The sequence below is a fragment of the Bradyrhizobium tropiciagri genome, assembly GCF_018130505.1.
In the GTDB taxonomy this organism is placed as follows: domain Bacteria; phylum Pseudomonadota; class Alphaproteobacteria; order Rhizobiales; family Xanthobacteraceae; genus Bradyrhizobium; species Bradyrhizobium tropiciagri_B.
In genome coordinates this window covers 352174-374299 of sequence record NZ_JAFCKH010000007.1, presented here as the reverse complement: position 1 = coordinate 374299, position 22126 = coordinate 352174, and the positions used below count along the sequence as shown (strand labels likewise).

The 22126-nt window shown below is 65.1% G+C and carries 28 protein-coding genes and 1 tRNA gene; 18 read left to right on the top strand and 11 right to left on the bottom strand.

Going from position 1 to position 22126, the window contains the following annotated elements:
* The first annotated feature begins 34 nt into the window (after positions 1–34).
* On the top strand, positions 35–415 hold the full coding sequence (locus tag JQ633_RS20090) for a hypothetical protein (RefSeq protein WP_211986791.1): 381 nt from the start codon (positions 35–37) through the stop codon (positions 413–415).
* On the opposite strand, the gene JQ633_RS20085 is transcribed toward JQ633_RS20090, so the two are convergent.
* Positions 375–2000 carry a beta-(1-6) glucans synthase gene (locus tag JQ633_RS20085; protein WP_211986790.1) on the bottom strand — a complete coding sequence of 542 codons (1626 nt, stop codon included), beginning with the start codon at positions 1998–2000 and terminating at the stop codon, positions 375–377. The genes JQ633_RS20090 and JQ633_RS20085 overlap by 41 nt on opposite strands.
* Positions 2001–2248: 248 nt before the next feature.
* On the opposite strand from JQ633_RS20085, the gene JQ633_RS20080 reads away from it, so the two are divergent.
* The 4 genes from JQ633_RS20080 to JQ633_RS20065 all read left to right on the top strand — a co-directional run bounded on the left by JQ633_RS20080 (position 2249) and on the right by JQ633_RS20065 (position 6670).
* Positions 2249–2857, top strand: a complete 609-nt coding sequence (locus tag JQ633_RS20080) for a beta-1-3, beta-1-6-glucan biosynthesis protein (RefSeq protein ID WP_211986788.1) — start codon at positions 2249–2251, stop codon at positions 2855–2857.
* 185 nt (positions 2858–3042) lie between these two features.
* On the top strand, positions 3043–5934 hold the full coding sequence (locus tag JQ633_RS20075; RefSeq protein ID WP_211986787.1) for a glycosyltransferase: 2892 nt from the start codon (positions 3043–3045) through the stop codon (positions 5932–5934).
* Positions 5935–6151: 217 nt separating this feature from the next.
* Positions 6152–6227 (top strand) — tRNA-Lys (locus tag JQ633_RS20070).
* Positions 6228–6427: 200 nt separating this feature from the next.
* On the top strand, positions 6428–6670 hold the full coding sequence (locus tag JQ633_RS20065; protein WP_211986786.1) for a hypothetical protein: 243 nt from the start codon (positions 6428–6430) through the stop codon (positions 6668–6670).
* 492 nt (positions 6671–7162) lie between these two features.
* On the opposite strand, the gene JQ633_RS20060 is transcribed toward JQ633_RS20065, so the two are convergent.
* On the bottom strand, positions 7163–7372 hold the full coding sequence (locus JQ633_RS20060) for a hypothetical protein (RefSeq protein WP_211986785.1): 210 nt from the start codon (positions 7370–7372) through the stop codon (positions 7163–7165).
* Between the two features lie 319 nt (positions 7373–7691).
* Here JQ633_RS20060 and JQ633_RS20055 point away from each other — a divergent pair, with 319 nt between their 5' ends.
* Both JQ633_RS20055 and JQ633_RS20050 read left to right on the top strand, forming a co-directional pair.
* The gene (locus tag JQ633_RS20055; protein ID WP_211986784.1) at positions 7692–7931 is read left to right on the top strand and encodes a hypothetical protein; all 240 of its coding nucleotides are present in this window, start codon (positions 7692–7694) and stop codon (positions 7929–7931) included.
* 166 nt (positions 7932–8097) lie between these two features.
* The gene (locus JQ633_RS20050; protein WP_211986783.1) at positions 8098–8343 is read left to right on the top strand and encodes a hypothetical protein; all 246 of its coding nucleotides are present in this window, start codon (positions 8098–8100) and stop codon (positions 8341–8343) included.
* 43 nt (positions 8344–8386) lie between these two features.
* On the opposite strand, the gene JQ633_RS20045 is transcribed toward JQ633_RS20050, so the two are convergent.
* The 5 genes from JQ633_RS20045 to JQ633_RS20025 all read right to left on the bottom strand — a co-directional run bounded on the left by JQ633_RS20045 (position 8387) and on the right by JQ633_RS20025 (position 11408).
* On the bottom strand, positions 8387–8836 hold the full coding sequence (locus JQ633_RS20045; RefSeq protein ID WP_211986782.1) for a hypothetical protein: 450 nt from the start codon (positions 8834–8836) through the stop codon (positions 8387–8389).
* Positions 8837–8937: 101 nt separating this feature from the next.
* Positions 8938–9102 carry a hypothetical protein gene (locus JQ633_RS20040; RefSeq protein ID WP_211986781.1) on the bottom strand — a complete coding sequence of 55 codons (165 nt, stop codon included), beginning with the start codon at positions 9100–9102 and terminating at the stop codon, positions 8938–8940.
* A gap of 448 nt (positions 9103–9550) precedes the next feature.
* Positions 9551–10402, bottom strand: coding sequence for a 3-hydroxybutyryl-CoA dehydrogenase (locus JQ633_RS20035; RefSeq protein ID WP_211986779.1), 852 nt, complete (start codon positions 10400–10402; stop codon positions 9551–9553).
* A gap of 136 nt (positions 10403–10538) precedes the next feature.
* Positions 10539–10730 carry a hypothetical protein gene (locus tag JQ633_RS20030; RefSeq protein WP_211986778.1) on the bottom strand — a complete coding sequence of 64 codons (192 nt, stop codon included), beginning with the start codon at positions 10728–10730 and terminating at the stop codon, positions 10539–10541.
* 168 nt (positions 10731–10898) lie between these two features.
* The gene (locus tag JQ633_RS20025) at positions 10899–11408 is read right to left on the bottom strand and encodes a hypothetical protein (RefSeq protein ID WP_211986777.1); all 510 of its coding nucleotides are present in this window, start codon (positions 11406–11408) and stop codon (positions 10899–10901) included.
* A gap of 160 nt (positions 11409–11568) precedes the next feature.
* Between JQ633_RS20025 and JQ633_RS20020 the strand changes: the two genes are divergently transcribed.
* The 7 genes from JQ633_RS20020 to JQ633_RS19990 all read left to right on the top strand — a co-directional run bounded on the left by JQ633_RS20020 (position 11569) and on the right by JQ633_RS19990 (position 15801).
* On the top strand, positions 11569–11868 hold the full coding sequence (locus tag JQ633_RS20020) for a hypothetical protein (RefSeq protein ID WP_211986776.1): 300 nt from the start codon (positions 11569–11571) through the stop codon (positions 11866–11868).
* Positions 11869–11963: 95 nt separating this feature from the next.
* A complete protein-coding gene (locus JQ633_RS20015; RefSeq protein ID WP_211986774.1) occupies positions 11964–12167 on the top strand; it encodes a hypothetical protein in 204 nt (67 codons plus the stop codon).
* A gap of 143 nt (positions 12168–12310) precedes the next feature.
* On the top strand, positions 12311–12559 hold the full coding sequence (locus JQ633_RS20010) for a hypothetical protein (protein ID WP_211986773.1): 249 nt from the start codon (positions 12311–12313) through the stop codon (positions 12557–12559).
* 159 nt (positions 12560–12718) lie between these two features.
* Positions 12719–14008, top strand: a complete 1290-nt coding sequence (locus tag JQ633_RS20005) for a hemolysin family protein (RefSeq protein WP_211986772.1) — start codon at positions 12719–12721, stop codon at positions 14006–14008.
* 143 nt (positions 14009–14151) lie between these two features.
* The gene (locus tag JQ633_RS20000) at positions 14152–14751 is read left to right on the top strand and encodes a formyltransferase family protein (protein WP_211986771.1); all 600 of its coding nucleotides are present in this window, start codon (positions 14152–14154) and stop codon (positions 14749–14751) included.
* Between the two features lie 194 nt (positions 14752–14945).
* Positions 14946–15302 carry a hypothetical protein gene (locus tag JQ633_RS19995; protein WP_211986770.1) on the top strand — a complete coding sequence of 119 codons (357 nt, stop codon included), beginning with the start codon at positions 14946–14948 and terminating at the stop codon, positions 15300–15302.
* 121 nt (positions 15303–15423) lie between these two features.
* On the top strand, positions 15424–15801 hold the full coding sequence (locus tag JQ633_RS19990) for a hypothetical protein (protein ID WP_433995676.1): 378 nt from the start codon (positions 15424–15426) through the stop codon (positions 15799–15801).
* 69 nt (positions 15802–15870) lie between these two features.
* On the opposite strand, the gene JQ633_RS19985 is transcribed toward JQ633_RS19990, so the two are convergent.
* Positions 15871–16269, bottom strand: coding sequence for a RidA family protein (locus JQ633_RS19985; RefSeq protein ID WP_211986768.1), 399 nt, complete (start codon positions 16267–16269; stop codon positions 15871–15873).
* A 140-nt stretch (positions 16270–16409) separates the two neighbouring features.
* Here JQ633_RS19985 and JQ633_RS19980 point away from each other — a divergent pair, with 140 nt between their 5' ends.
* Positions 16410–17288: a DMT family transporter gene (locus JQ633_RS19980; protein WP_211986767.1), complete on the top strand. Its 879-nt coding sequence runs from the start codon at positions 16410–16412 to the stop codon at positions 17286–17288.
* Between the two features lie 18 nt (positions 17289–17306).
* Here the strand turns inward: JQ633_RS19980 and JQ633_RS19975 are convergent, their stop codons facing one another.
* Both JQ633_RS19975 and cysK read right to left on the bottom strand, forming a co-directional pair.
* On the bottom strand, positions 17307–17546 hold the full coding sequence (locus JQ633_RS19975; RefSeq protein WP_211986766.1) for a BrnA antitoxin family protein: 240 nt from the start codon (positions 17544–17546) through the stop codon (positions 17307–17309).
* A 3-nt stretch (positions 17547–17549) separates the two neighbouring features.
* Positions 17550–18524 (bottom strand): cysteine synthase A, encoded by a 975-nt coding sequence (cysK, locus tag JQ633_RS19970; protein WP_211986765.1) that lies wholly within the window; start codon positions 18522–18524, stop codon positions 17550–17552.
* Positions 18525–18750: 226 nt separating this feature from the next.
* On the opposite strand from cysK, the gene JQ633_RS19965 reads away from it, so the two are divergent.
* Complete coding sequence (locus tag JQ633_RS19965; RefSeq protein WP_211986764.1) at positions 18751–18966, top strand: hypothetical protein; 216 nt, start codon at positions 18751–18753, stop codon at positions 18964–18966.
* A gap of 11 nt (positions 18967–18977) precedes the next feature.
* Here JQ633_RS19965 and tgt read toward each other — a convergent pair whose 3' ends face one another.
* Positions 18978–20123, bottom strand: coding sequence for a tRNA guanosine(34) transglycosylase Tgt (gene tgt, locus JQ633_RS19960; protein ID WP_211986763.1), 1146 nt, complete (start codon positions 20121–20123; stop codon positions 18978–18980).
* 136 nt (positions 20124–20259) lie between these two features.
* Between tgt and JQ633_RS19955 the strand changes: the two genes are divergently transcribed.
* Complete coding sequence (locus JQ633_RS19955; RefSeq protein ID WP_211986762.1) at positions 20260–20997, top strand: TetR/AcrR family transcriptional regulator; 738 nt, start codon at positions 20260–20262, stop codon at positions 20995–20997.
* 359 nt (positions 20998–21356) lie between these two features.
* Complete coding sequence (locus JQ633_RS19950) at positions 21357–21950, top strand: PepSY domain-containing protein (RefSeq protein ID WP_211986761.1); 594 nt, start codon at positions 21357–21359, stop codon at positions 21948–21950.
* Positions 21951–22126 lie beyond the last annotated feature (176 nt).

Genomic DNA, 22126 nt, shown 5'->3' with positions numbered 1-22126 from the left:
TGTCCCGCGCCCGTTTCCCAACCATAGTGCCGCGATGAAAAAGTCCCCGTTCCGTATCTCCCCCTATCAGGTCCAGTTCCTGCTGGTCGTCGGCTTCCTCACCGTCGGCTACGCGCTTTACCTGCGCTATCTGGGAATTGAATTCTCGACCGTGGCGCTGGCTTGCGACGCCGGCACGCAGACCATGATCTGCAAGGCGCGCGCGCTCTCGACGGTGCTGTTCAAGAACTCGGTGTTCGGGATCACCGCGCTTGTCATCGCGGTGCTCAATCTGATGCGGCCGTCGATCGTGCTGCTGACCGGCGGGCTGATCGCCGCCGGGCTCGGCATCGTGCTCTACAACATCGTGCTGTCGGGGCTCGCGATCGGATTGTTCATCCTGGGTTTTGCGCGGCCCGCGCCCGCCACAGCGTAGCGGCGAGCAGCAGGTACATCGCGCAGGTCCAGTCCGACTGCCAGTTGATCGTGCCTTCGTTGTAGAGGATGTAGAGCGCGCCGACCGCCAGCAGACCGGCGAACACCGATTCGGCGATCGGGCGGACGCCCTCCTTCGGGCGGTTGAGCATGGTCAGCAGCGCGAACGGCACCACCGCCATGGTCAGCGAGGCATAGGGGAAGTCGCGGTAGCGCGGATCGAAGGTGAAGCCGAGCGCGGTCTCGGCGGCGATCACGGTGGTCACTGCCATCACGATCGCCAGCAGCGCCATCAGCGCGCCCTTGCCGCGATAATCGCGCGGCCCGATCAGTTCGAGGAAGGTCGGCAGCGAGCGCCCCGCGATCAGCGCATGCGCCGACAACAAGGGCGCGGCGATCGCCGCCGCCAGCAGCACGCCCCAATGCAGCCAGCCGCCGACGCCGTAGCTCTCATAGGTCATCTTGTCGGCGGCGATCCCGACCAGGGCCCCCGCCGTCGTCGCCGAGATCGCGACCGCAATCCAGGCCGACGGCCGCGGCGTCCAGGGTCGGCGCCGCAACGTCAGCCAGGCCGCGAGGAAGGTGGCGGCGCTGAGCGCCATGCCACAGCCCATGTACAGCTTCCAGGCGGGGTAATTGCTGATCGCGACACCCGGCGGGTACTTCACCTGCCGGCGCACCGAATCGAACAGGCCCCAATAGCCGCCGACGGTGCCCTCGAGCATCCGCTTCCAGGGCTGGTCATAGGCCTCGATCAGGTTGACGCGAAAACCCTCGCGCCTCGCGAGGTCGAGGATCTCGGACACCACCCGGGCCTGGTTGGTGCGCGACGGCAGCGCGCCCTCCCGCATCCGGCCGGCGCTCGGCCAGCCGGTCTCGCCGATCAGGATCTCCTTGCCCGGAAACGCCCCCGCCATCCGCTTGCGGATGTCGTCGACATGCGCGGCGGCGAACTTGGCCTTGATCGGGACGTCCTCCCAATACGGCAGGATGTGAATCGTGACGAAATCGACCGCGTCATAGATCTCGCGGTTCTTCAGCCAGTATTCCCAGACGTCGGCATAGGTCACGGGCACGCTGGCCTGCGCCTTCACCGCGCGGATATTGGCGGCGAGGTCGGCGGTCGTCATCTCGCCGCGCAGTAGCACCTCGTTGCCGACGATCAGCGACGTGATGACGTTGGGATATTCCTTGGAAAGCCGGATCGCGATCGCGATCTGCTGCAGGTTCTTGAAGCGGTTGCTGCCGAGCCAGATGCCCTGCATCACCTTCAGCCCGACCTTGGCGGCGACCGCGGGGACCTGATCGAGGCCGTTCTCGATCGAATAGGTGCGCACGCAATCGGTGACCTTGACGAGGTTGGCGAGGTCTTCCTCGATCTGCTCGACCGGAATCTGCGTGGTCGGATCGAGCGGCGTCTGCGCGCCGCGGAACGGCGTGTAGGAGACGCATTGCAGCTTTGCGTTTGGATCAATCGGCGCGCGCGCCAGCGTAATCGGTGTGGCAAGCCACCACCACACGGATGCGATCACAGCGAGTGAGATGAGGAGTAGCGCCAGCGGCGTACGAAGCGAAATCGGTTCCATCCTCCGGGGGACCGTCGAATTACCCGGTCACAGCCCGTCTGCCAATAGCGGGATTCGGTCAATACCATGGTTGTCCTGCGACAGTTTTGCGCTGCTGCGATAAAGTTGTGACTTTGCTGGACAAAAATCCAAATTCCAGTCATGGGATTCCGCAGGAGTCTCCGCCGCACTGGAGACCTATTTGGACGGCATCACGCGAGCCGTTAGGATGATGATCCCGCGGGGGCAGGAACATATTCGGGGAATACATGCGTCGACGGCTGCTTGAGTTGAAGAACACTGGTTTGCGCCACCTTGCCGCAACGGGCCTTGCGCTCCTGATCGGCTCCACCGGCGCGTTCGCCCAGAGCGGCACGCCCAATCCGCAGGATCAGGCCAAACAGCAGTCCGGCAATCCGGCCGACGCCAATGCCAATGCGGCGCGGGAAGCCAACCAGCGCAAGGTCGAGGAATTCGTCGAGGCGCAGCAGGCCATCAACGGCCCCGGCGGTAACCCGGAATGCGTCTGGCTTGGCCGCCGCGTTGTCCGCCTGATGTGGCTGGACGATCTCGACACCGCGTTCCGCCACCTCGACCTCTATGACCGGTTCGGCTGTCCCGGCGGCCATGTCCAGGCAGCGTTCCGCTGCCTGACCCGGTTCGGGGCCCAGATCGACGACAAGGTGCGGGGCAGTCTCGATGGCCGGATCCACGCCTGCTGGATCAATCCGGGCGCCCAGCCGCAGGCGGCGGCCGCTGCGGCTGCTCCGACCCCTGCCCCGACGCCGGCGACGGCGGGTAACGCCACCCCCGCTCCGGCCGCCTCACCGACGCCCGCGCCGACGCCGTCAGCATCACCGATCCCGCCAGCGAAATAGCGGCTTTCCGCCAGCGGCGTTTTTTTTCGCTGGCGGAACGGCTTGCGCCCTTAAAACGCCATCGCGGCATACCAGTTGTTAAATCGTCCGGCGGAGATATCTTTACTTCCGCCGCTGTTCCGGTCGAACCCAGGGGACGGGTTCGCTTAGCCTTCAATCTCAGGCCCCGTATGGTTTGATCCGCGATGCGCGCCGTCGTCGCCGTCCTGTTGCTTGTCACCGCCGCTCACGCCGCTCTGTGGGGCCTGTTCCAGGAGAAGCAGTCGGCGCCCGATTACCGTGGCATGCTGCCGAGCCTGTCCTACTCCCCGTTCGAGCCGGGCCACGTCGCCGTCGACGGCGATGCCGAGAAGGTGCGCGCCGACTTGCGCAAGCTGTCGACGCTTACCAAGGCCGTCCGCCTCTACTCATCAACCGAAGGCAACGATCTGGTGCCGCCGATCGCCGCCGAGTTCGGCATGAAGGTCACGGTCGGTGCCTGGATCGACAAGGACGGTGACCGCAACAGCCGCGAGCTCTTGGCCGCGATCAAACTCGCCAAGAGCAACAGCAACGTCATCGGCATCATCGTCGGCAACGAAACGGTGTACCGCGGCGAGCAGGTCCCGATCGAAAATCTCGGGCCGTTGCCCAGGACCGACTCGAAGGCCGACCCGAAGGCCGATCCCAGTCCGGAAGAAGTCGAGCGCTATCGCGAGGAGCTTGCCCGCTTCCTGCGCGAAGACGCCCCGCGCATCCAGCGCGAGGAAGACGCACGCCTGCACGACGCCGAGGTGCAACCGGAGGACAAGCGGTCCGAGGCGATGAAATGGGCGATTGCAGAAAACAACGTGCACCGCCTGATCAGGGTGGTTCAGAACGTCAAGAAGTCGGTCAGCGTTCCCGTGACGACCGGCGAGATCTGGAACATCTGGCGCGATCATCCGCAGCTCGCCAACTCGACCGACTTCATCGCCGCCCACGTGCTGCCCTATTGGGAAAATTTCACCGACAAGCAGGCGGTGGATCAGGCGGTCGACCGCTACAATCTGCTGCGCGACTCGTTCCCCGGCAAGCGCATCCTGATCGCGGAGTTCGGCTGGCCTAGCCAGGGCTACAATCTGCGCAGTGCCGAACCGGGCGCGTTCCAGCAAGCCACGGTGCTCAGGAACTTCGTCACCCGCGCCGAAGCCATCGGCATGGACTACAACATCGTCGAAGCGATCGATCAGCCGTGGAAATTCTTCGAAGGCGGCGTCGGTCCCTACTGGGGCATCCTCAATGCCGACCGCGAGGCGAAGTTTTCCTGGACCGGGCCGGTCACCGATCCGAACTACTGGAAGCTCGCGCTGGTCGCGGTCCTCGTCGGCCTCTTCATGTCACTGCCGATCCTGCGGCTGGAGCAGCCGACGGTGATGCAGGCGCTGCTGCTCTCGGCCGCGGCAAACGGCGTCGGCGCCTGGGTGGCGACCGTGTTTGCCTACTGGACCACGCACTACTTCGTCTGGGGCTCGGCCTTCGCGCTCAGCCTCGGCCTCGTGCTCCTTGTTCCCCTCGTGCTTATCGCGATGGCGCGGATCGAGGAGATCGCCGCGGTGGCGTTCGGCCGCGGCCCGCGGCGGCTGATCGCGAAGACCGAGCCGCTGGCGCCCGCCACGCTCGGCGAGAACGTAACGTTCCCGAAAGTGTCGATCCACATCCCCGCTTACTTCGAGCCGGTCGAGATGCTGAAGGCGACGCTCGATGCGGTGTCGCGGCTCGACTATCCGAACTTCGAATGCGTCTGCATCATCAACAACACGCCGGATCCCGACTTCTGGCGGCCGATCCAGGATCACTGCCGGCTGCTCGGCGAACGCTTCAAGTTCATCAACGCCGAGAAGGTGCAGGGCTTCAAGGCCGGCGCGCTGCGCATCGCGATGGACCGCACCGCGGCGGACGCCGAGATCATCGGCATCATCGACGCCGACTATGTCGTGCATCCGGACTGGCTGAAGGACCTCGTGCCCGCCTTCGCCGATCCGCGGGTCGGCCTCGTGCAGGCCCCGCAGGAGCATCGCGACGGCGACCGCTCGCTGATGCACTACATCATGAACGGCGAATATGCCGGCTTCTTCGACATCGGCATGGTCCAGCGCAACGAGTTCAACGCCATCATCGTGCACGGCACGATGTGCCTGATCCGCCGCGCCGCGATGGACAAGGCCGGCGGCTGGTCCTCCGACACCATCTGCGAGGACACCGATCTCGGCCTCACCATCCAGCAGCAGGGCTGGCTGACGCACTACACCAACGTGCGCTACGGCGAAGGCCTGCTGCCCGATACCTATGAAGCCTTCAAGAAGCAGCGCCACCGCTGGGCCTATGGCGGCTTCCAGATCGTCAAGAAGCACTGGCGGCGCTTCCTGCCCGGCGCCAGCCGCCTGACGCCGGATCAGCGCCGCGAGTTCTCGCTCGGCTGGCTGAACTGGCTCGGGGCCGAAAGCCTCGGCGTCGTGGTCGCGATCCTCAATTTGATCTGGGTGCCGATCGTCGCCTTCGCCGACATCGCGATCCCCGACAAGATCCTGACGCTGCCGATCATCGCCTCCTTCATCGTCTCGCTGGTGCACTTCGTCGCGCTGTACCGGCTGCGGGTGAAAATCAAGGCCGGCCAGATGCTGGGCGCGATGATCGCCGCGATGAGCGTGCAGTGGACGGTGTCGCGCGCGGTGGCGCAGGGCCTGATCACCGAGCACCTCGCCTTCGCCCGCACCTCCAAGGGCGGCCTGTCGCGGATGTCGATCGAATTTCAGGCGTTCTGGGAGGCCGTGATCGGCGTGCTGCTGCTGGTCGGCGCCGCCGTGCTGGTCACCAGCAACAGCTTCAAGCAGGTGCGCGAGATCTACATCTTCGCCGGCGTGCTGGTGCTGCAGAGCCTGCCGTTCCTCGCCGCCGTGTCGATCGCGATCCTGGAGAATTCGCGGATCAACGAGTTCGCCTTCTGGCGCAACAGCGCGATCCGCACCGCGGAACTGATCGGCCTCCGCCCGGTCAGCCTGCCCTCGGTCGCCGCCCCCAACCAGCCGGTCGGCTCCGAAATCCGTCGCGATGGCTAAAGCCGCGGCCGGAACGCCGTGGACAGTCCGGCCGGCCAACTTCAAGAAGTGGCCCTAACCGCAAGTCGCCTCAAGGCAAATCCGGCCCGATCTGCCGCGCGGTTGCGACGCCTCGGCTATTGACCCGATGGGCCCCGCCCCCTACACAGCGCGGGCTGGAGCATGATCCGGACGATGCCGTCACCGCTGGCATCCCGGACGCACTGTTCAGGTGAGTGAGCGCGTAGCTCAGGCGGTAGAGCACGTGACTTTTAATCATGGGGTCGAGGGTTCGAGTCCCTCCGCGCTCACCAAATAAATCAACGCTTCGTACGCAGTTCAAGAAACGCCCCTCGCTGGGGGACTCGGCGGGCAGTTCAACCGCGCTACTTCACAAAGTCCCTAATCGGGATGGTCGGCGGCGTTCCAAATAATCTGCGGTGTTCACGATGGCGGACCTTGTGGATACCTCGCCAATATGCTGTCTCTACCTCATCATACAATCGGAGGTTTAATGAGAACAGTTATTTTCATTGCAGCGATATTGTTGCCACTGACCGGTGCCCAGGCCGGGCAGAACGACTCCCCCCATGCCCGCGAGTGCATGGCCAAGAACGGCTTCACTTACGAGATGTGGCGGGCCAAACGGGCGGGCACGAACGCCCAAGTCCAATCTTACATCGCCTGCCGCGACGGCGTCTCGCTGAAGCGGGCGCGAGAAGTTGGCAAGAAGAACGGCAACTTCGATACATGGTGACGACATCAGCGCGGGAGCACCCTAAGCCCCCGGGCTGCGGTTCACCAAACAGCGACTGCCAAAGAAACCACCAGCCTCGAGCACCCGACCTCGCGCTGGCGTTAACGACACACGGGTGACCAACTGAAGCGGCCCCGGCGCGGTCGGCGCACCGAGGCCGCCATTCCAGCTCCCGGCGGGATTGGGGGGCTATTTGCCGGGAGCAAAACAGAATACGCCCGATAGCGCTGCTCGTTCCTCAGCCATTCCGCGCGCAAGGGAAGCAAAAGGGTTACTCCCTGCCTGGCACAGGTCCTGCACATCCCTCAGTGCCGGGGATTTCAGTGTCCCGGTTCAGGAATAAACGCCGCCGGGCGTGTATTTTTGACACCGGCGGCGTCTTTTCCTGGGACGACCCAAGGTCTCATGCCGTCGCCTGCCAGCGGCCGCGGGCCGACGTTCGGTGACGCCCCGCGCAAATGTCTCGAGCTGTCGCCAGGTCAGCGGCTCCGCTCACGTCAGCATCGAGATGATCGTCTGCACCTGATCCGACGCCGACGCCACGAGGCCGTCAAACGACGTCTGGCCGTGGGCGGCGGCCTGCAGGATGTATTCGGCGAGTGCGGCCTTGAGACCGAAGACGACTTGATCGCGAGGGACGGTGGTCATCACCGCCTCCAGCGCGTCGCGCATCGTCTGGATCAGTTCGGAGCTGTATTTCATCGCTGCCCTCCGCGTCTGGACAAAATAGTCGGACGGACTTCGCCTGCCACTCACAAGCGTGCGACATCACGTTGCCTTTTCTTAATGCGGAATGGGCCTGTGCGGCACCAAACGCGCAATCAGCGCGCCACAGCCGCCGCTCCGCACAACCTCACGCGACGGCGTTCGATGACCAGGACAAAGTTCCGGCTGTCCGGGAATGCCCTCATGCAGAACGAAATCCGATCGCGTGCGTAATTCGATGGGGTGTTGATCGGAGCACGAAATGTATTGTCCTTCTCCCGTCGAGCAATTTGCCATTCAGGCGCGTCTCAATTTCATGCTGGGTCCGCGCGACTATGATTGCTGGTTCCTGGGATTTCACTGCGCGGTCATCCAGGGCAACACGGCCCGGGTGCTGGTGCGCAGCGAACACGTCGCCGCACAGGTGAGCCTGAAATACGCGACGCACATCGCGATCGCGATCGAGAGTGTGCTCAAACGTCCGATCCGGTCGGTGAACGTTCTGCCGCAGCGCTTTTGCGGTTCGCGGAGCTGGCACGGCGACCTCAAGGCGTAGCTCGCGAGCCGGCGCTTCGGCGAATTCTCAACGCGCGCACCGGCTGTGTTGCCCGCCCTTGCGCGCAGAAAATCAATCGCCTAGTCCTGAGATACTGGTGGTTGGATCGTGAGGCGAAGATTCGAATCTCTTCGCCTGGCAGGACAGCGGCGGGACGGCGACGGCTTTGGCTTTGTTCGACCAGATGCGGAAGCGGGATTGGGCCTTTGTCGCGGTCTGCGTCGCGGGCGCGCTCTTCTTCGGCGTCTGGAGTGTCCGGTTGGGCATCAATTTTCATCGGGCACAAGGCACCGATCAGAGCGCGACCGACCTCAGCAGCTCACATCGGCGCGCTCGGCCCCTGCCCGCGGCGGACGCACCGGCGGCACTCAACGCCGACGACATCGAAGCGCAGCCGGGACGGCCGCAATAGACGCTGCCACCGCCGATCCTGCAAAGCCGACGATGACCTTGTGCTAAGCCCAGGCCAGACCGTGTGCGAACGCTGTGTCATCGTCGTCGGTGTTCGCGCGCATCGCCCGCTTGCGGCGACCAGGGTCGCTGGCGCGGCGGTGACGGAGATCGAGCCTGCGCAACGCGGCCGGCATGATCGCGCGCGCACGATCGACGGCCTGCCTGACCACCACCACAATGGTCGACAGGCGCGTGAACAATCCGACCAGGAAGATCACCGAGAAGATATCGATATAGGCCAGGAGATCGCCGACCAGCATCAGCTCCGGCGGAATCGGAATGCGATGGACATAGGCGGCGATCACGAGGACGAGCGGGATCAGCGCGATGATCCGCCGCAACGTCAACCGGTCCAGGAACGCCGCGAGGTCAACGACGAAGACCTGCCACAGCAGATCGCCGAACGCCGCGGGCTTGTCGATCGTCCAGGTCCGCCACAGCCGCTTCCACATCGCCCGCCCCTTACCGTCGCGCCGGCGTCATCGAGCGCCGGCGCGAGCAACCGCCAAACAATTGGGGCGCCGCGCGAGCCGTTCAATACCGGCCGGCGGCTTTAAGGATCGGACGTCACCTGCGTGCCATCGCGGTCGGACCGCCCGGCCTGCTGGTCGCCGGAATCCGCCGACGGAAAGATGCGTTCATAGTTGGCGCGGGCCTCGCGGATCAGGCGCGCGCGCTCAAGTTCTGACTTCGAGATGAACCTGATGACCTCGCCCATGTGTGCTCCAATCGAGATGATCAATGCGGCGAGCGGTGCAATCATCGTGCCGGATGGGCAGTTGGAACCCGCTTGCCGCGTTCGGTATCCAGGTCTCGATCTAGGATACGGAACCGGGACCCGCGAGGTTTCCACCCGGCCGCCTCAACAAGCTGTGAGCCGGCGCACCGGATGGCGCCGCTGCGCAAATGGGCCTTGTTTTCATCGTGGCGATACAGGTGTGACCGGGGCAGCCGAATGCGTGCTTCGGTCATTCCAATGCGACGCTGATGGTCGCGAGGCCCCATAAAGAAAAACACGAGGCCCGGTGTGCCTAGGAGACCGGGCCTCGTGTCTAGCGTCCCCCGCCTCACGTGGCGGATCACGGCTCGCGTGTTACGTCAGTCTCTCGTCGCGATCCATTCCGGACGACTACGGTGACGAACTGCCACGTCGATGCCGACAGATTTCACTTGCCGTAGCTGTAGAAGCCCTGCCCGGTCTTGCGGCCGAGATGACCGGCATCCACCATCTCCTTGAGCAGCGGCGCCGGCCGATACTTCGGATCGTTGAAGCCGGTGTAGAACACCTCCATCACCGACAGCATGGTGTCGAGCCCGATCAGATCGGCGAGCGCGAGCGGCCCGATCGGATGGTTGCAGCCGAGCTTCATGCCGGCATCGATCTCTTCCGCGGTCGCGATGCCTTCCTGCAGCGCGAAGATCGCTTCGTTGATCATCGGACACAGGATGCGGTTGACGGCAAAGCCCGGGCTGTTCTTCGCGGTAATCGCGACCTTGCCGACGCGCTTCGCGAACGCTTCTGCCTTGGCGACGGTGTCGTCGGAGGTCTGCAGGCCACGGATCAGTTCGAGCAGCGCCATCACCGGCACCGGATTGAAGAAGTGCATGCCGATGAAGCGGTCGGGGCGATCGGTCGCCGCCGCCAGCTTCGTGATCGAGATCGACGAGGTGTTGGTCGCGACCAGCGTGGCCGGCTTCAGCGTCGCGCAGAGATCCTTCAGGATCTTGACCTTCAGCTCCTCGTTCTCGGTCGCCGCCTCGATCACGAGATCGCACGCGGTAAGCTTGCCCTTGTCCGTGGTCGCGTTGATGCGTCCGAGCGTTGCATCGCGATCGGCGGCCGTCATCTTCTCCTTGCTGACCAGACGCTCGAGGCTTGCCCCCACCGTCTTCATGCCGCGCTGTACGGCGGCGTCGGAGATGTCGACCATGGTGACGCCGAGCCCCGCCGCTGCACTCACCTGCGCGATGCCGTTGCCCATGGTTCCGGCACCGATGATGCCAACCGTCTCGATCATGCGTTCGTCCTTCCGTTCGCTAAGCGCCGCCAGGCGGCCGTGTCGTCAAGCAATGCGGGCCGGCGCCCGCTGATGAGCGCATGCATAGCAGCCCGGGCCGGATCACGGAAATCGGGATGATGGTATCTTGGTAGCCCTATTCGGGCCGCGGCGGCGCCGGCCGCCTCGACGGGGCGAGCATTCGCGGCGGCAGCTCGGTCCGCGGCGGCTCGGCCATGCGGGAGGGCTCGAGCGCCCGGTTGAGCCGGACGATCCACCACGCCAGCCGTCCGTAGCTGCGGCGGAGCGCCGGTACCAGTCCCTCGTCGTGGTCGTTCTTCCAGTCCATGGCTTGATTACCTAACGCCGATCCTTGAAAGAACAGTGTGACGTCATCACGCGCTGCGCCGCTTTTTCTTAGGGTTTCGCTAACCAATGACCCGGCCGCCACACCCACCATCCATTCCGAGGGAGTGCGACCTTCCGCTACTTCCGCGCGAGCCGTCGCATTGCTAATTTATCTGAGAATGTAACCGCTCTGATTCGGGGTTGCGGTGTTTCGTTTGCTCCAATGGTGGAAGGCCAGCAAGCTGCCCTTGGCTTGCCCCCGCTGCAGGGAAATCGCCTCGCCCGCGCTGTCACGGCGTGGGCGATATCTGGCCGGCGGCGCGCCGTTGCGCTGCGAAGCATGCGGAGCCACGGCGGCGGTGACGTTGTGGCGCTTTGAGGGGATGTCGCAGGATCCGGCATCCGCTCCCCCCGCGAATCCCGGGCACCCGATCTCCGCCAGTTGAGCCCGACGAAGCGCGCGAAGCGCGGCCGGCCACGGCATCGGCGGCAACGTCGTGGCCGGTAATCTAACGGATTGAATCGGGATGCGCTTGCGCTGCAGCATCGGGGTGCCGGCGCGACTCGCATTTAGTTGATTGAATTCAACGAGCGAGCGCAGCGACGAAAGGAAATACAAACCGAGGGCTACGCCCATGCTTGCGGAAAAATTCTTTTTGTACCTCGAGACTTTGCTCAAGAGCCAAGATTATCCCGACGGCGGCCCGCGCGTGGTCAGCTCCTCGCCCCATGTCCCGGTCAGCCTGCCGCGCAAGGCGAAATCCTGAGCCGAATTGACCGGCTGTAGGAATGCTGGCAGCCTTCTCGGACTGGCCCGGTCGGTCCGATGAGGTGATGAGATGAAGCGCGCTTTCGCGATTGCCGCCCCCCTCGCGGTCTTGGTCTCGGCTGTCATCCTCACGGCACCGCAGGTGCAAGCCGGCGAACTCCGGCCGACCATTCCGCCGGAGCTGGTCACGCTGTACCCGCTGCCGCCGCCCGCGATCCCCTATCGGTGCAGCACCGGTCCGGTGACCAACGCCTATGACGGCGCGCTCTACAACGCGCCACCCGCGGTCTATCGCGGCTTCGCCTACCGTCCCTATTATCGCTACACCGCCTATCGCGTCGTCCCGCAGACCTATGTCTGCGCAGAATAGACTGGCCGTGCCGGCAACACCGCGCTGGTGAGCTGGCTCATACTCTTCGCGACCACAGGCGCGTTAGATCGGCTCCGTAGGACCACGGTGCCGCCATGGACAACGAGACCGATTTCACGACCATCATCGTCGCTCTGTGCGTTGCCGCATACGCTGCGATGATGCTCGCCTACGTGGCCCAGATCGATCTCGGACTGTCCGCCGCGCAGATCCGTCGCGCCTCGATGCTCGCCGCGGTTTTCCTCGCACTGCCGGTCGCGCTGGATTTCCTGCGCGCGGGCCCCGGCGGGATGCACTGACTGCGCCGCGGAAATCCGTATCCGCTCGCCTTGCAATCCCCACAACAGCTTCGCCGCGCATTCTACCGCGCAACATCGCGCTAGGTGAAACGGCGCGAATCGGAATTACTACGTCACAGATCACAACTTGAGATTTTGGCGGCATGACCCAGCCCGAAGTCTTGGATCGGAATATTCGCGAGCTGCAGGAGTGGATGCGCAATGCGTGGATCCAGCTCGCTGATCCCACGCTCACCGCCTTCTCCCGCCGCGAATTGCGCAACCAGATGAAGCAGCATGGCGCCGACCTGCGTCAGTATCTGCTGGCCGCATCGCAGCGTCCGCCCGAGCCCTCGGCGGCGCCCTCCAAACGGTTCGCCAAGCCCGAGCTGCGCCTGCTGGCCTGGAGCTAACCCCACGCGGGTCACGCGCGTCAGAATGCCGCGATGACACGCACATCATGCGCGCCGCTGCTGCTGCATTGGCCCACAATGCACAGCAAAAGCCCGCCGGCCCGTCTATATAGGGGCCGTGTGCGCGGCGAACGCCGCCGAATGCCTTAAGGGACCCTCGTGTTATATCTGGAACTTGCGATCGTGGCGGTGTTGATCGTCGTCAACGGTCTCTTGTCGATGTCGGAGCTCGCCATCGTCTCCTCGCGCCCGGCACGGCTGGCCGGGCTGGTCGAGAAAGGCGTCAGCGGTTCGCGCCGCGCGCTGGCGCTGGCCTCCGATCCCGGAAAATTCCTCTCCACCGTGCAGATCGGCATCACCCTGATCGGCGTGCTGTCAGGCGCTTTCTCCGGCGCAACGCTGGGCGGGCGGCTGTCGCAATGGCTGTTCGAACTCGGGCTGTCGCCGAGCCTTGCCGATGCGGTCGGCGTCGGCCTCGTTGTCGGCCTGATCACCTACGCCTCGCTGATCGTCGGCGAACTGGTGCCGAAGCAGATCGCGCTGCGCGATCCCGAGTCGATCGCGGTCCGGGTCGCGCCGGCGATGACGCTGATGGCGAAACTGTCGCTGCCGCTGGTCTGGTTGCTGGACCGCTCCGGCAAGCTCCTGCTGTGGCTGCTCGGCCATCGCGAGGACGCCCAGGACCGCGTCAGCGAAGACGAGATCAAGACGCTGGTGGTGGAGGCCGAGAATGCCGGCGTGCTGGAGCCCGGAGAGAAGGAGATGATCGCCGGCGTGATGCGGCTCGGCGACCTCCCGGTCGGCGCCGTGATGACGCCGCGTCACGAGGTCAGCCTGATCGATCTCGCCGCCCCGGCACCCGAGATCCTGTCGACGCTGCAGAAGAGCAGCCACTCGCGCTGCGTGGTGTTCGACGGCAACCGCGACCATGCGCTCGGCATCGTGCAGGCCAAGGACGTGCTCGACGTCTATCTCACCGGCCAGACGCCTGACATCCGCGCGCTGACCCGCGACGCGCCGATCATCCCGGAGACCGTCGATGCCCGCGACGTGGTCGCGATCCTGCGCGACTCCGCCGTCCATATCGGCCTCGTCCATGACGAGTACGGCACCTTCCAGGGCGTCGTCACCAGCGCCGACATTCTCGAGGCCATCGTCGGCGCGTTCCACACCGAAGAGGGCCCGGCCGAGCCCGCCTATGTCAGGCGCGACGACGGCTCCTACCTGATCTCGGGCTGGATGCCCGCGCTCGAGTTCAGCGAACTGCTGGGCATCGCGCTGCCCTCGCCGCGCCCCTACCAGACCGCGGCCGGCTTCCTGCTGCACGAGTTCGGCGCGATCCCCGATGTCGGCTCGAAGACCCTGGCTCAAGGCTGGGAGTTCGAGATCGTCGACCTCGATGGACGGCGCATCGACAAGGTGCTGGCGAGCCGTCTGGCGGCGGACTGACATTGCCTCCGGCCCCTCCTGTTGATAACGGGCAGGACAGCGAAACCGGCGGCGCTGCTGTGCTATCGGCATAGCAGCCGCTTCACACAGTTCCTCAGGAAGTTCTTGCCGAAAGTCCTGCCGAACCTCACGGAATGAATCCCATGCGCATTACCCTTGTCGGTTCCCGTCATTTCGGCGTCACGACCCTGAACATGCTGCGCGACCACGGTATCGAGATCGCCAGGGTCGTCGTCCATGACGGCGAGGACCGGCTGGCTTCGGCCGCCAGGTCCGCCGGTCTCGACGTCGTGGTGCAGGCCGATCCGAAGCTCGTGACGGCGTCGGAGATCGCGCCGGGGACCGAGCTGATCGTGACCGCCCACAGCCATGCCCGCGTCAGCAAGGAAGCGCTGGCGGCGAGCCGGCTCGGCGGCATCGGCTACCATCCGTCGCTGTTGCCGCGGCACCGCGGCATCGCGGCGGTGGAATGGACCATCAAGGAGCGCGATCCGATCGCCGGCGGCACCATCTACCACCTGGCTGACCGGATGGACGCCGGCGCCATCGCCGCGCAGGACTGGATCTTCGTCAAGAAGGGCGAGACCGCCCGCGAATTGTGGGAGCGCGCGCTGGCGCCGCTCGGGCTGCGCCTGCTCGCCCAGGTCATCGACCACGCCAAGACGCACAAGACCCTGCCCGCCGAGCCGCAGGACGAGGAGTTCGCCACCAAGGCCCCCAACCTGACCGACGACAAGCACTAATCTCGCATCAAAGGTTGGTGGATACCACCACGAAACACCAAGTAACAAGATTCCGCGTTCCGGGCCCGGAACTGGATTCACCTTGATGTGTTTGAGTCCACAGGAACTTTCGTCGGTTCCCGCGCCGCACAAATTTTGAACACAATGTGACAGGATAAGCCTCCCCATCACACGAAATGACAGGGATTTGATTCATGCGTTCGATCCGCATCCGCGACATGTTTTTGGCCGCGTTGGCCGCCTCCGCCACTCTCGCCGCAGCTCCTGCATCCGCCCAGCAGCCCTATGACGGCCTTTGGCAGGTCACTGTCGTGACCAAGACCGGCAGCTGCGAGCCGTCGACCAGCTCGACCGTGACCGTCAGCGATGGAAAGATCTCGGCGCAGGGCGCGGCGATCTCCGGAACCGTGGGCACCGGGGGACTTGTGCGAGTCTCGATCAATGGTGCATATGCGAACGGTCAACTCAGTGGCAAATCCGGATCGGGGAAGTGGAATGGGGCATCAGCTGGCGTACCGTGCAGCGGCCGATGGGAAGCGTCCCGTCAGTAAGATCGGCGGCGCATCAGGATTTTTCTCGAAAGCGCGGCGGCCCGCATTCGCGGCCGTCGCGTTTTTCGTGACCGCGCTGGCGACCACTGCCGGCCACGCGCAGTCCGGTCCGTTCGCCGGCATGGCCGGCACCTGGAACGGCGGCGGCTCGGTCACGCTGGACGACGGCTCCAGTGAGCGCATCCGCTGCCGCGCGACCTACCATGTCGCCGGCCCCAGGATGAGCATGAGCCTCACCTGCGCCAGCGACGCCTACAAGTTCAACCTGGCGGCTGACGTGCAGTCCGACGGCAACGCGGTCAGCGGCTCCTGGAGCGAGTCCAGCCGCAATGTCAGCGGCTCGATCGAGGGCCGTGGCGGCGGCGGCAACTTCCAGGTCCTGGCCAGCGCGCCCGGCTTCAACGCCAACATCTCGCTGCAGACCCGCGGCAACAAGCAGTCGGTGACGATCCGCGCCGACAGCCAGTTCCGGGGCGCCAACATCTCGCTGACGAAGTAATCGACTGCATCGACGTAACAGCCCTCGGGTCCACCCCGAGGGCTTTTTGCTGTCCGGGTACGGCAGGCGCTATGCCGCGGGCACGAACGCGGTGACCTCGATCTCGACCTTGGCGCGCTGATCGACCAGCCCGTCGATATAGAGCAGCGTCGAGGGCGGGAAATTGCGGCCGAGCGTTTCCTTCCACGCCGCCCCGATGCCGGGCCCGGCGGCCTCGTATTCGCTGCGGCTGGTCAGGTACCAGGTCAGACGGACGATGTGCTCGGGCCCCGCCCCGGCTTCACCCAGCAGCTTGATGATGCGCTTCAACGCGGTGCCGACCTGCGCGGCCATCTCGGGCGCATACTCGCCCTTCTCGTCGCCGCCGGTCTGGCCCGCCAGCACGATCCATTTACCGGGGGCGTCGAAGGCGACGCCGTGCGAGAAGCCGCGGGGTTTCGACCATTCGGCCGGCTGCAAGACACGCATGGGCGATCCTCCTGATAGCTCTTCTTGTGTCTGCTGCTTAGCATCGACGCATGGGCGGCGCATCCGCACCGGCAGAATTGCGCGTTGCAAATTCATGACAACTCGCCGATACCGGCGATCCCTTCCACCTCGTTCCCGTCATGGACCCGACGCCTTCAAAGACCCGCGCCGCGCTGTGGATGTCCGGCTGGCTCGCGCTGATGCTAATCTTGACCGTGGCCGGCCGCGAGGCGACCGAAGCGGTGAACGTCTTCCAGCTCATGCTGGTCCGCGGGGTGCTCGGCTTCGCGATGCTCTATCCGATGATCCGGATGAACGGCGGCTTTTCGATCTTGAAGACGGCGCGGGTGCACGTGCACATCGTGCGCAACCTGATCCATTTCGGCGCGCAGCTCGGCTGGTTCTATGCGTTGACGTTGATCCCGATCGGCCAGGTGGTGGCGATCGAGTTCACCATGCCGATCTGGACTGCGATCCTCGCAGCGAGCTTCCTCGGCGAGCGGATGACGTCCTGGAAGATCGTCGCGATCGTGCTTGGCGTTGTCGGCGTGGTCGTGATCGTGCGGCCGGCGGCCGGCGAGATCAATCCGGGCCAGCTGATCGCGCTCGCCGCGGCGGTCGGCTTCGGCGTCTCGATCGTGATCGTGAAGTCGCTGACGCGGACCGAGCAGGCGATTGCGATCATCTTCTGGCTGCTGATGGTGCAGTCGGTCGCAAGCCTCTTGCCCGCGCTCTATGTCTGGACCTGGCCGCCGCTTGCCACCTGGGGCTGGCTCGCGGTGATCGCGTTCTGCGGCACGTTCTCGCATTACTGCATGGCGCGCGCGATGCTGCATGCCGACGCGACCGTGGTGATCCCGATGGATTTCCTGCGCGTGCCGCTGACCGCGATCATGGGCTGGCTGATCTATTCGGAGCGGCTCGATGCCTTCACGGTGCTGGGCGCGGCGCTGATCCTGGCCGGCAACTTCCTCAACCTGAAGCCCGGCAGGCCGCTACCGGTGCGTGCCGGGACCTGACTTCGTCCGCCGCCGGGGCTACTTCCCGGCGGCCTTGCGCAGCGCGTCGTTGATGCGGTCCTGCCAGCCGGGACCACCCTCCTGGAAATATTCCAGCACGTCCTGATCGATCCGCAGCGTGACCTGCTCGCGGACGCCGGGGACGGCAACGGTCTTCGGCGGCGCGGCCGCAACCTTGGTGGTGGCGCGCTTGAACGCGGCCTCCGCCTCACTGCGGGCATCGTTCAGGGTTCGCGGTCGCCTCGGCTGATCGGCCATCTGTCAGATTCCTTCGAAGAGCACCGTCGACAGATAGCGCTCCGAGAATGACGGCACAATCGCCAGGATGGTCTTGCCGGCCGCCTCCGGCCGCTTGCCGATCTGCATCGCCGCTGATATCGCCGCGCCCGATGAAATGCCGCCGGGAATGCCCTCGTTGCGCGCCAGCGCCCGCGCGGTCTCGATCGCGGTCGAGCTGTTGATCTTGACGATCTCGTCGATCACCGCACGGTCGAGAATGTCAGGGACGAAGCCGGCGCCGATGCCCTGGATCTTGTGCGGCGTGTGCTGGCCGCCCGACAGCACCGGGCTCTCCTCCGGCTCCACGGCGACGATCTTGAGCGACGGCTTGCGCGGCTTGAGCACCTGACCGACGCCGGTGATGGTGCCGCCGGTGCCGACGCCGGCGACGAAATAGTCGATGTTGCCGCCGGTATCGTTCCAGATCTCCTCGGCGGTGGTGCGGCGATGGATCTCCGGATTGGCGAGGTTCTTGAACTGCTGCGGCATCACCGAATTCGGCGTCGTGCGCACCAGCTCCTCGGCAGTCGCGATCGAGCCCTTCATGCCCTGCGCGGCCGGCGTCAGCACGATCTCGGCGCCGAGGAAGGCCAGCATCCGCCGCCGCTCGATCGACATCGATTCCGGCATCACCAGCTTCAGCCGATAGCCGCGCGATGCCGCGACATAGGCCAGCGCGATCCCGGTATTGCCGGAGGTCGGCTCGATCAGCACGGTGTCCGGATTGATGATGCCGGCCTTCTCCATCGCCACGATCATCGCCGCGCCGATGCGATCCTTCACGCTGGCCGCCGGGTTGAAGTATTCCAGCTTGGCCAGGATCGTCGCGTTGACGCCGTTCGCCTGCGGCAATCGTCGCAGCCGCACGATCGGCGTGTTGCCGATCGCGTCGACGATGGAGTCGAAGACGCGCCCGCGTCCCGGTTGCAGTGCACTCGTTGTCGGCGACGCGTCCATCAAGCGGCTCCTCTGGCCAGAATATGCAGGGATGATACGGATTTGTTCATTAGACGCAGCGCCGCAAGAGCGTGCAAGCGAGAAACCGTCCGATCGGAAATTCGTTGCGTTGCAAAATCGGAATCTTCACAAATAACGTAAAACGTACGCATTTGTGTTGCGACAAGGTCAAACAATTGGGGCTATATACTCGTACCAGTGCAGCTCAGAACGCAAAGGAGGTCAGATGCCAGCGCTTGCTGAAATCCTGTCGACCGTCGCGTCTAAGCCCGATCCGCGCGGCAGTGATCTGCCGACCTGTCCGGTGTGCGCGGACTCCATGGTCGCGGCGGAAGCGTCCGCGTATCTTTACGAGAATTTGATCAGCTATCTCTGGACCTGCGATACCTGCGGCTACGGCTTCGTCACCAAGCATTCGGTGAAACCGATCGTCTGCAACTGATCACACACAGCTCACATCGGAGCAATGTCACCGCGCGCCCAACCGGCGCGCGTTTTCATTTTGAAGTCCTCAAATGTGCCGCTTGCGATCGCGCCGCGGATGCCCCGCATCAGCTCCTGATAATACGCGACATTGATTTCGGACAGCAGCATTGCCCCAAGTGTCTCGCCCGACCGCACCAGATGATGCAGATAGGCGCGCGAATAGCTGCGCGCCGCCGGCCAGGGACTTTCCTCGTCCAGCGGACGCGGATCATCGACGTGACGGGCATTGCGCAGGTTGATCTGCCCGAACCGTGTGAACGCCATGCCGTGGCGTCCGTTCCGTGTCGGCATCACGCAGTCGAACATGTCGATGCCGCGCGCCACCGCCTCGAGGATGTCCTCGGGCGTGCCGACGCCCATCAGGTAACGCGGCCGGTCGACCGGTAGCGCCGGCGCGGTCTCCTCGATCATTGACAGCATCACCGCCTGCGGCTCGCCCACCGCAAGCCCGCCGATCGCGTAGCCGTGAAAGCCCGTGTTGGTGAGCTCCCGCGCGCTGACATGCCGCAGCGCCGGCACGTCGCCGCCCTGGACGATGCCGAACAGCATGTAGCCGTCGGGCGCGGTTTCGAAGGCGCGCTTGGACCGCTCGGCCCAGCGCAGCGACAGCTGCATGGCCCGCTCGATATCAGCGTGCTCGGCCGGCAGACGGACGCATTCGTCCATCTGCATCGCGATGTCGGAGCCGAGCAGACGCTGCACCTCGATCGAGCGCTCCGGCGACAGCTCGACCTTGGTGCCGTCGATATGCGAGCGGAACGTCACGGCCTTCTCGGTCACCTTGCGCAGCTCCGAGAGCGACATCACCTGGAAGCCGCCGGAATCGGTCAGCATCGGGCCGCCCCAGCCGGTAAAGCGCTGCAGACCGCCGAGGGCCGCGATGCGCTCGGCGCCCGGCCGCAGCATCAAATGATAGGTGTTGCCGAGCACGATGTCGGCGCCGGCCTCACGGACCTCGCGCCAGTGCATGCCCTTCATCGCGCCGGCGGTGCCGACCGGCATGAATGCCGGTGTCCGCACCACGCCGTGCGGCGTGGTCAGCCGTCCGGTGCGCGCGGCGCCGTCGGTTGCGAGCAGTTCGAAATGATTGGCAAGTTGATTGGCAGGACTCATGCCGCTGCTTATTGCGTGCCCGCCGCGCCCGATCAACCCGCCACGCCACGGCCGGAACGGTCCGAATTGGACGAATCCGCGCCACGCGGGTTATAGACCGGACGGACCTGTCCGGCGTGCAACGAGTGAATGGGGCATGGGATTGACGGCAACCAGGGTCAAGGCGGCAAAGCGCGGGTTCGCGAAGTCGCGCGGCGGCCGGCCGACCCGGGACGCCGCGATCGAGCGCGACCAGCGCCTGATCGAGGTCGCCACCCGCCTGTTCCTCGAGCGCGGCTTCGACGCCACCTCGATCGATGCGGTCGCCGAGACCGCGCGCGTCAGCAAGCCCACGGTCTATGCGCAATACGGCGACAAGCGCGGCCTGTTCGCCGCGGTGCTGAGGCGCGAGATCGCGCGCTGGCTCGCGCCGCTCGCCGCGGCGGCGGCCGAGATGCGGGTCGACAGCGCGTCGGATCGCTCGGTCGAGCAGCGGCTGACCGATCTCGGACGCCAGTTGCTGACGATCAATTGCAGCGCGGATTCGATCGCATTCAGCCGCATCCTGACCGCGCAGGCGATCAACTTCCCTGAGGTCGCGCAGCTCGCGGTCGACGAGGGCTGGTCGAAGGCGGTCTCGACCACCGCCGAATTCTTCGACCACCTGGTCGACAGCGGCGCCCTCGCCCTCGAGGACACGACGATCGCGGCAGAGACCTTCCTCAACATGGTGGTCGGCCACGCCCACCGGATGGCGACCTTCGGCATCCCGTTCGAGATGGCGACCGCCGAACAGCGGATGGTGGTCTCGATCCGGCTATTCCTGGCCGGCGCCATCGGGCCGCCGGACCGGCTCCGCGATGCGGCCAAGGGAAAGCGCCGCCCGGCCCGCTGACGACATTTTGAAGAGCCCTGAGTTCCGATCGGCGGATTGCGACAATTCCGACCTTGACCGAAACAAAACGAAACCGTATGGTTTCATTTATAAAGAGGCGCGGGGTCCACTGCAACAAGCCCCCCAAGGATCGCGCGTCGCCTGACAAACTTCGATCGCCGCAGCGGAGACGAAAGCCGTCGTTCCGTCTGGACGTTCGGCGGCCGACTTCCCACTTAAAAGGTCGGCCGCACTTTCTCGGTTCGAGACGGCCCCTCGACGCGCGAGCCCGCGACGCGAGACGCGCGAGTTCGAGACGCAAGAGACGCATGAATTCAAAAGGCCCGGGTTCGACGATGACGACAGGAATGCGCAAGCCAATGCGTTGGGCGTTCGCTGTCCCCTTGCTGGCGGTTGCGTTGGCAGGCCCGCCCCTCGCCCGACCGGCGCATGCGCTCGCGACGACCGATGCCGCGACGACTGCGCCCCTGTACGAGGATAGCGCGCAATCCGACGCGCATGCGGTTCGCCGCGAGCTCGACAGCTTCCAGGCGGCGCAGATCTCGCTGCGTCAGGCCATGGCGATCGCAGAGCGGCTTCATGCCGGCGCAACAACCGCGGATATCAGCTTCGACGGCGGATCGGATCCGGCCGTGTTTCGGGTTAAGACGGTGCAGCGCGACCGCGTCTGGCGGCACACCATCAATGCCGCGACCGGCCAGGTGCTCGATGCCGAGGCCGCCTTGCCGCTGACCGAGCTCGGTACCGAAGACCGCGGCAACCTCGTCGTACTGCGAGCCCTTCGACATCGGCTGGCGGACGCGGTGCGCGTCGCCGAGCGCGCGACCTCGGGCAAGGCGATCAGCGGAGGCCTGACGCGCGAACGCGGCAAGCTCAACTTCGTGATTGTCGTGGTCGCCGGCAGCGATCTGAAACAGGTGATCCTCGAGCCGCCGGGCGGACGCGTGCGCTGACCGCGGCCGGATTTCGCCCAAAAGCCCGTTGACGGGCGTCGATCTCTCCCGCATAAGTCCGCACCATGATCAACGCGACCAAACGCACGACCAAAACCACCAAGCCCTCCGGGGCCTCGGGAGGCGTGCGCGCGTAGTCGATCGAACCGCATCATCTTCACCCGAAGCCCCGCCTG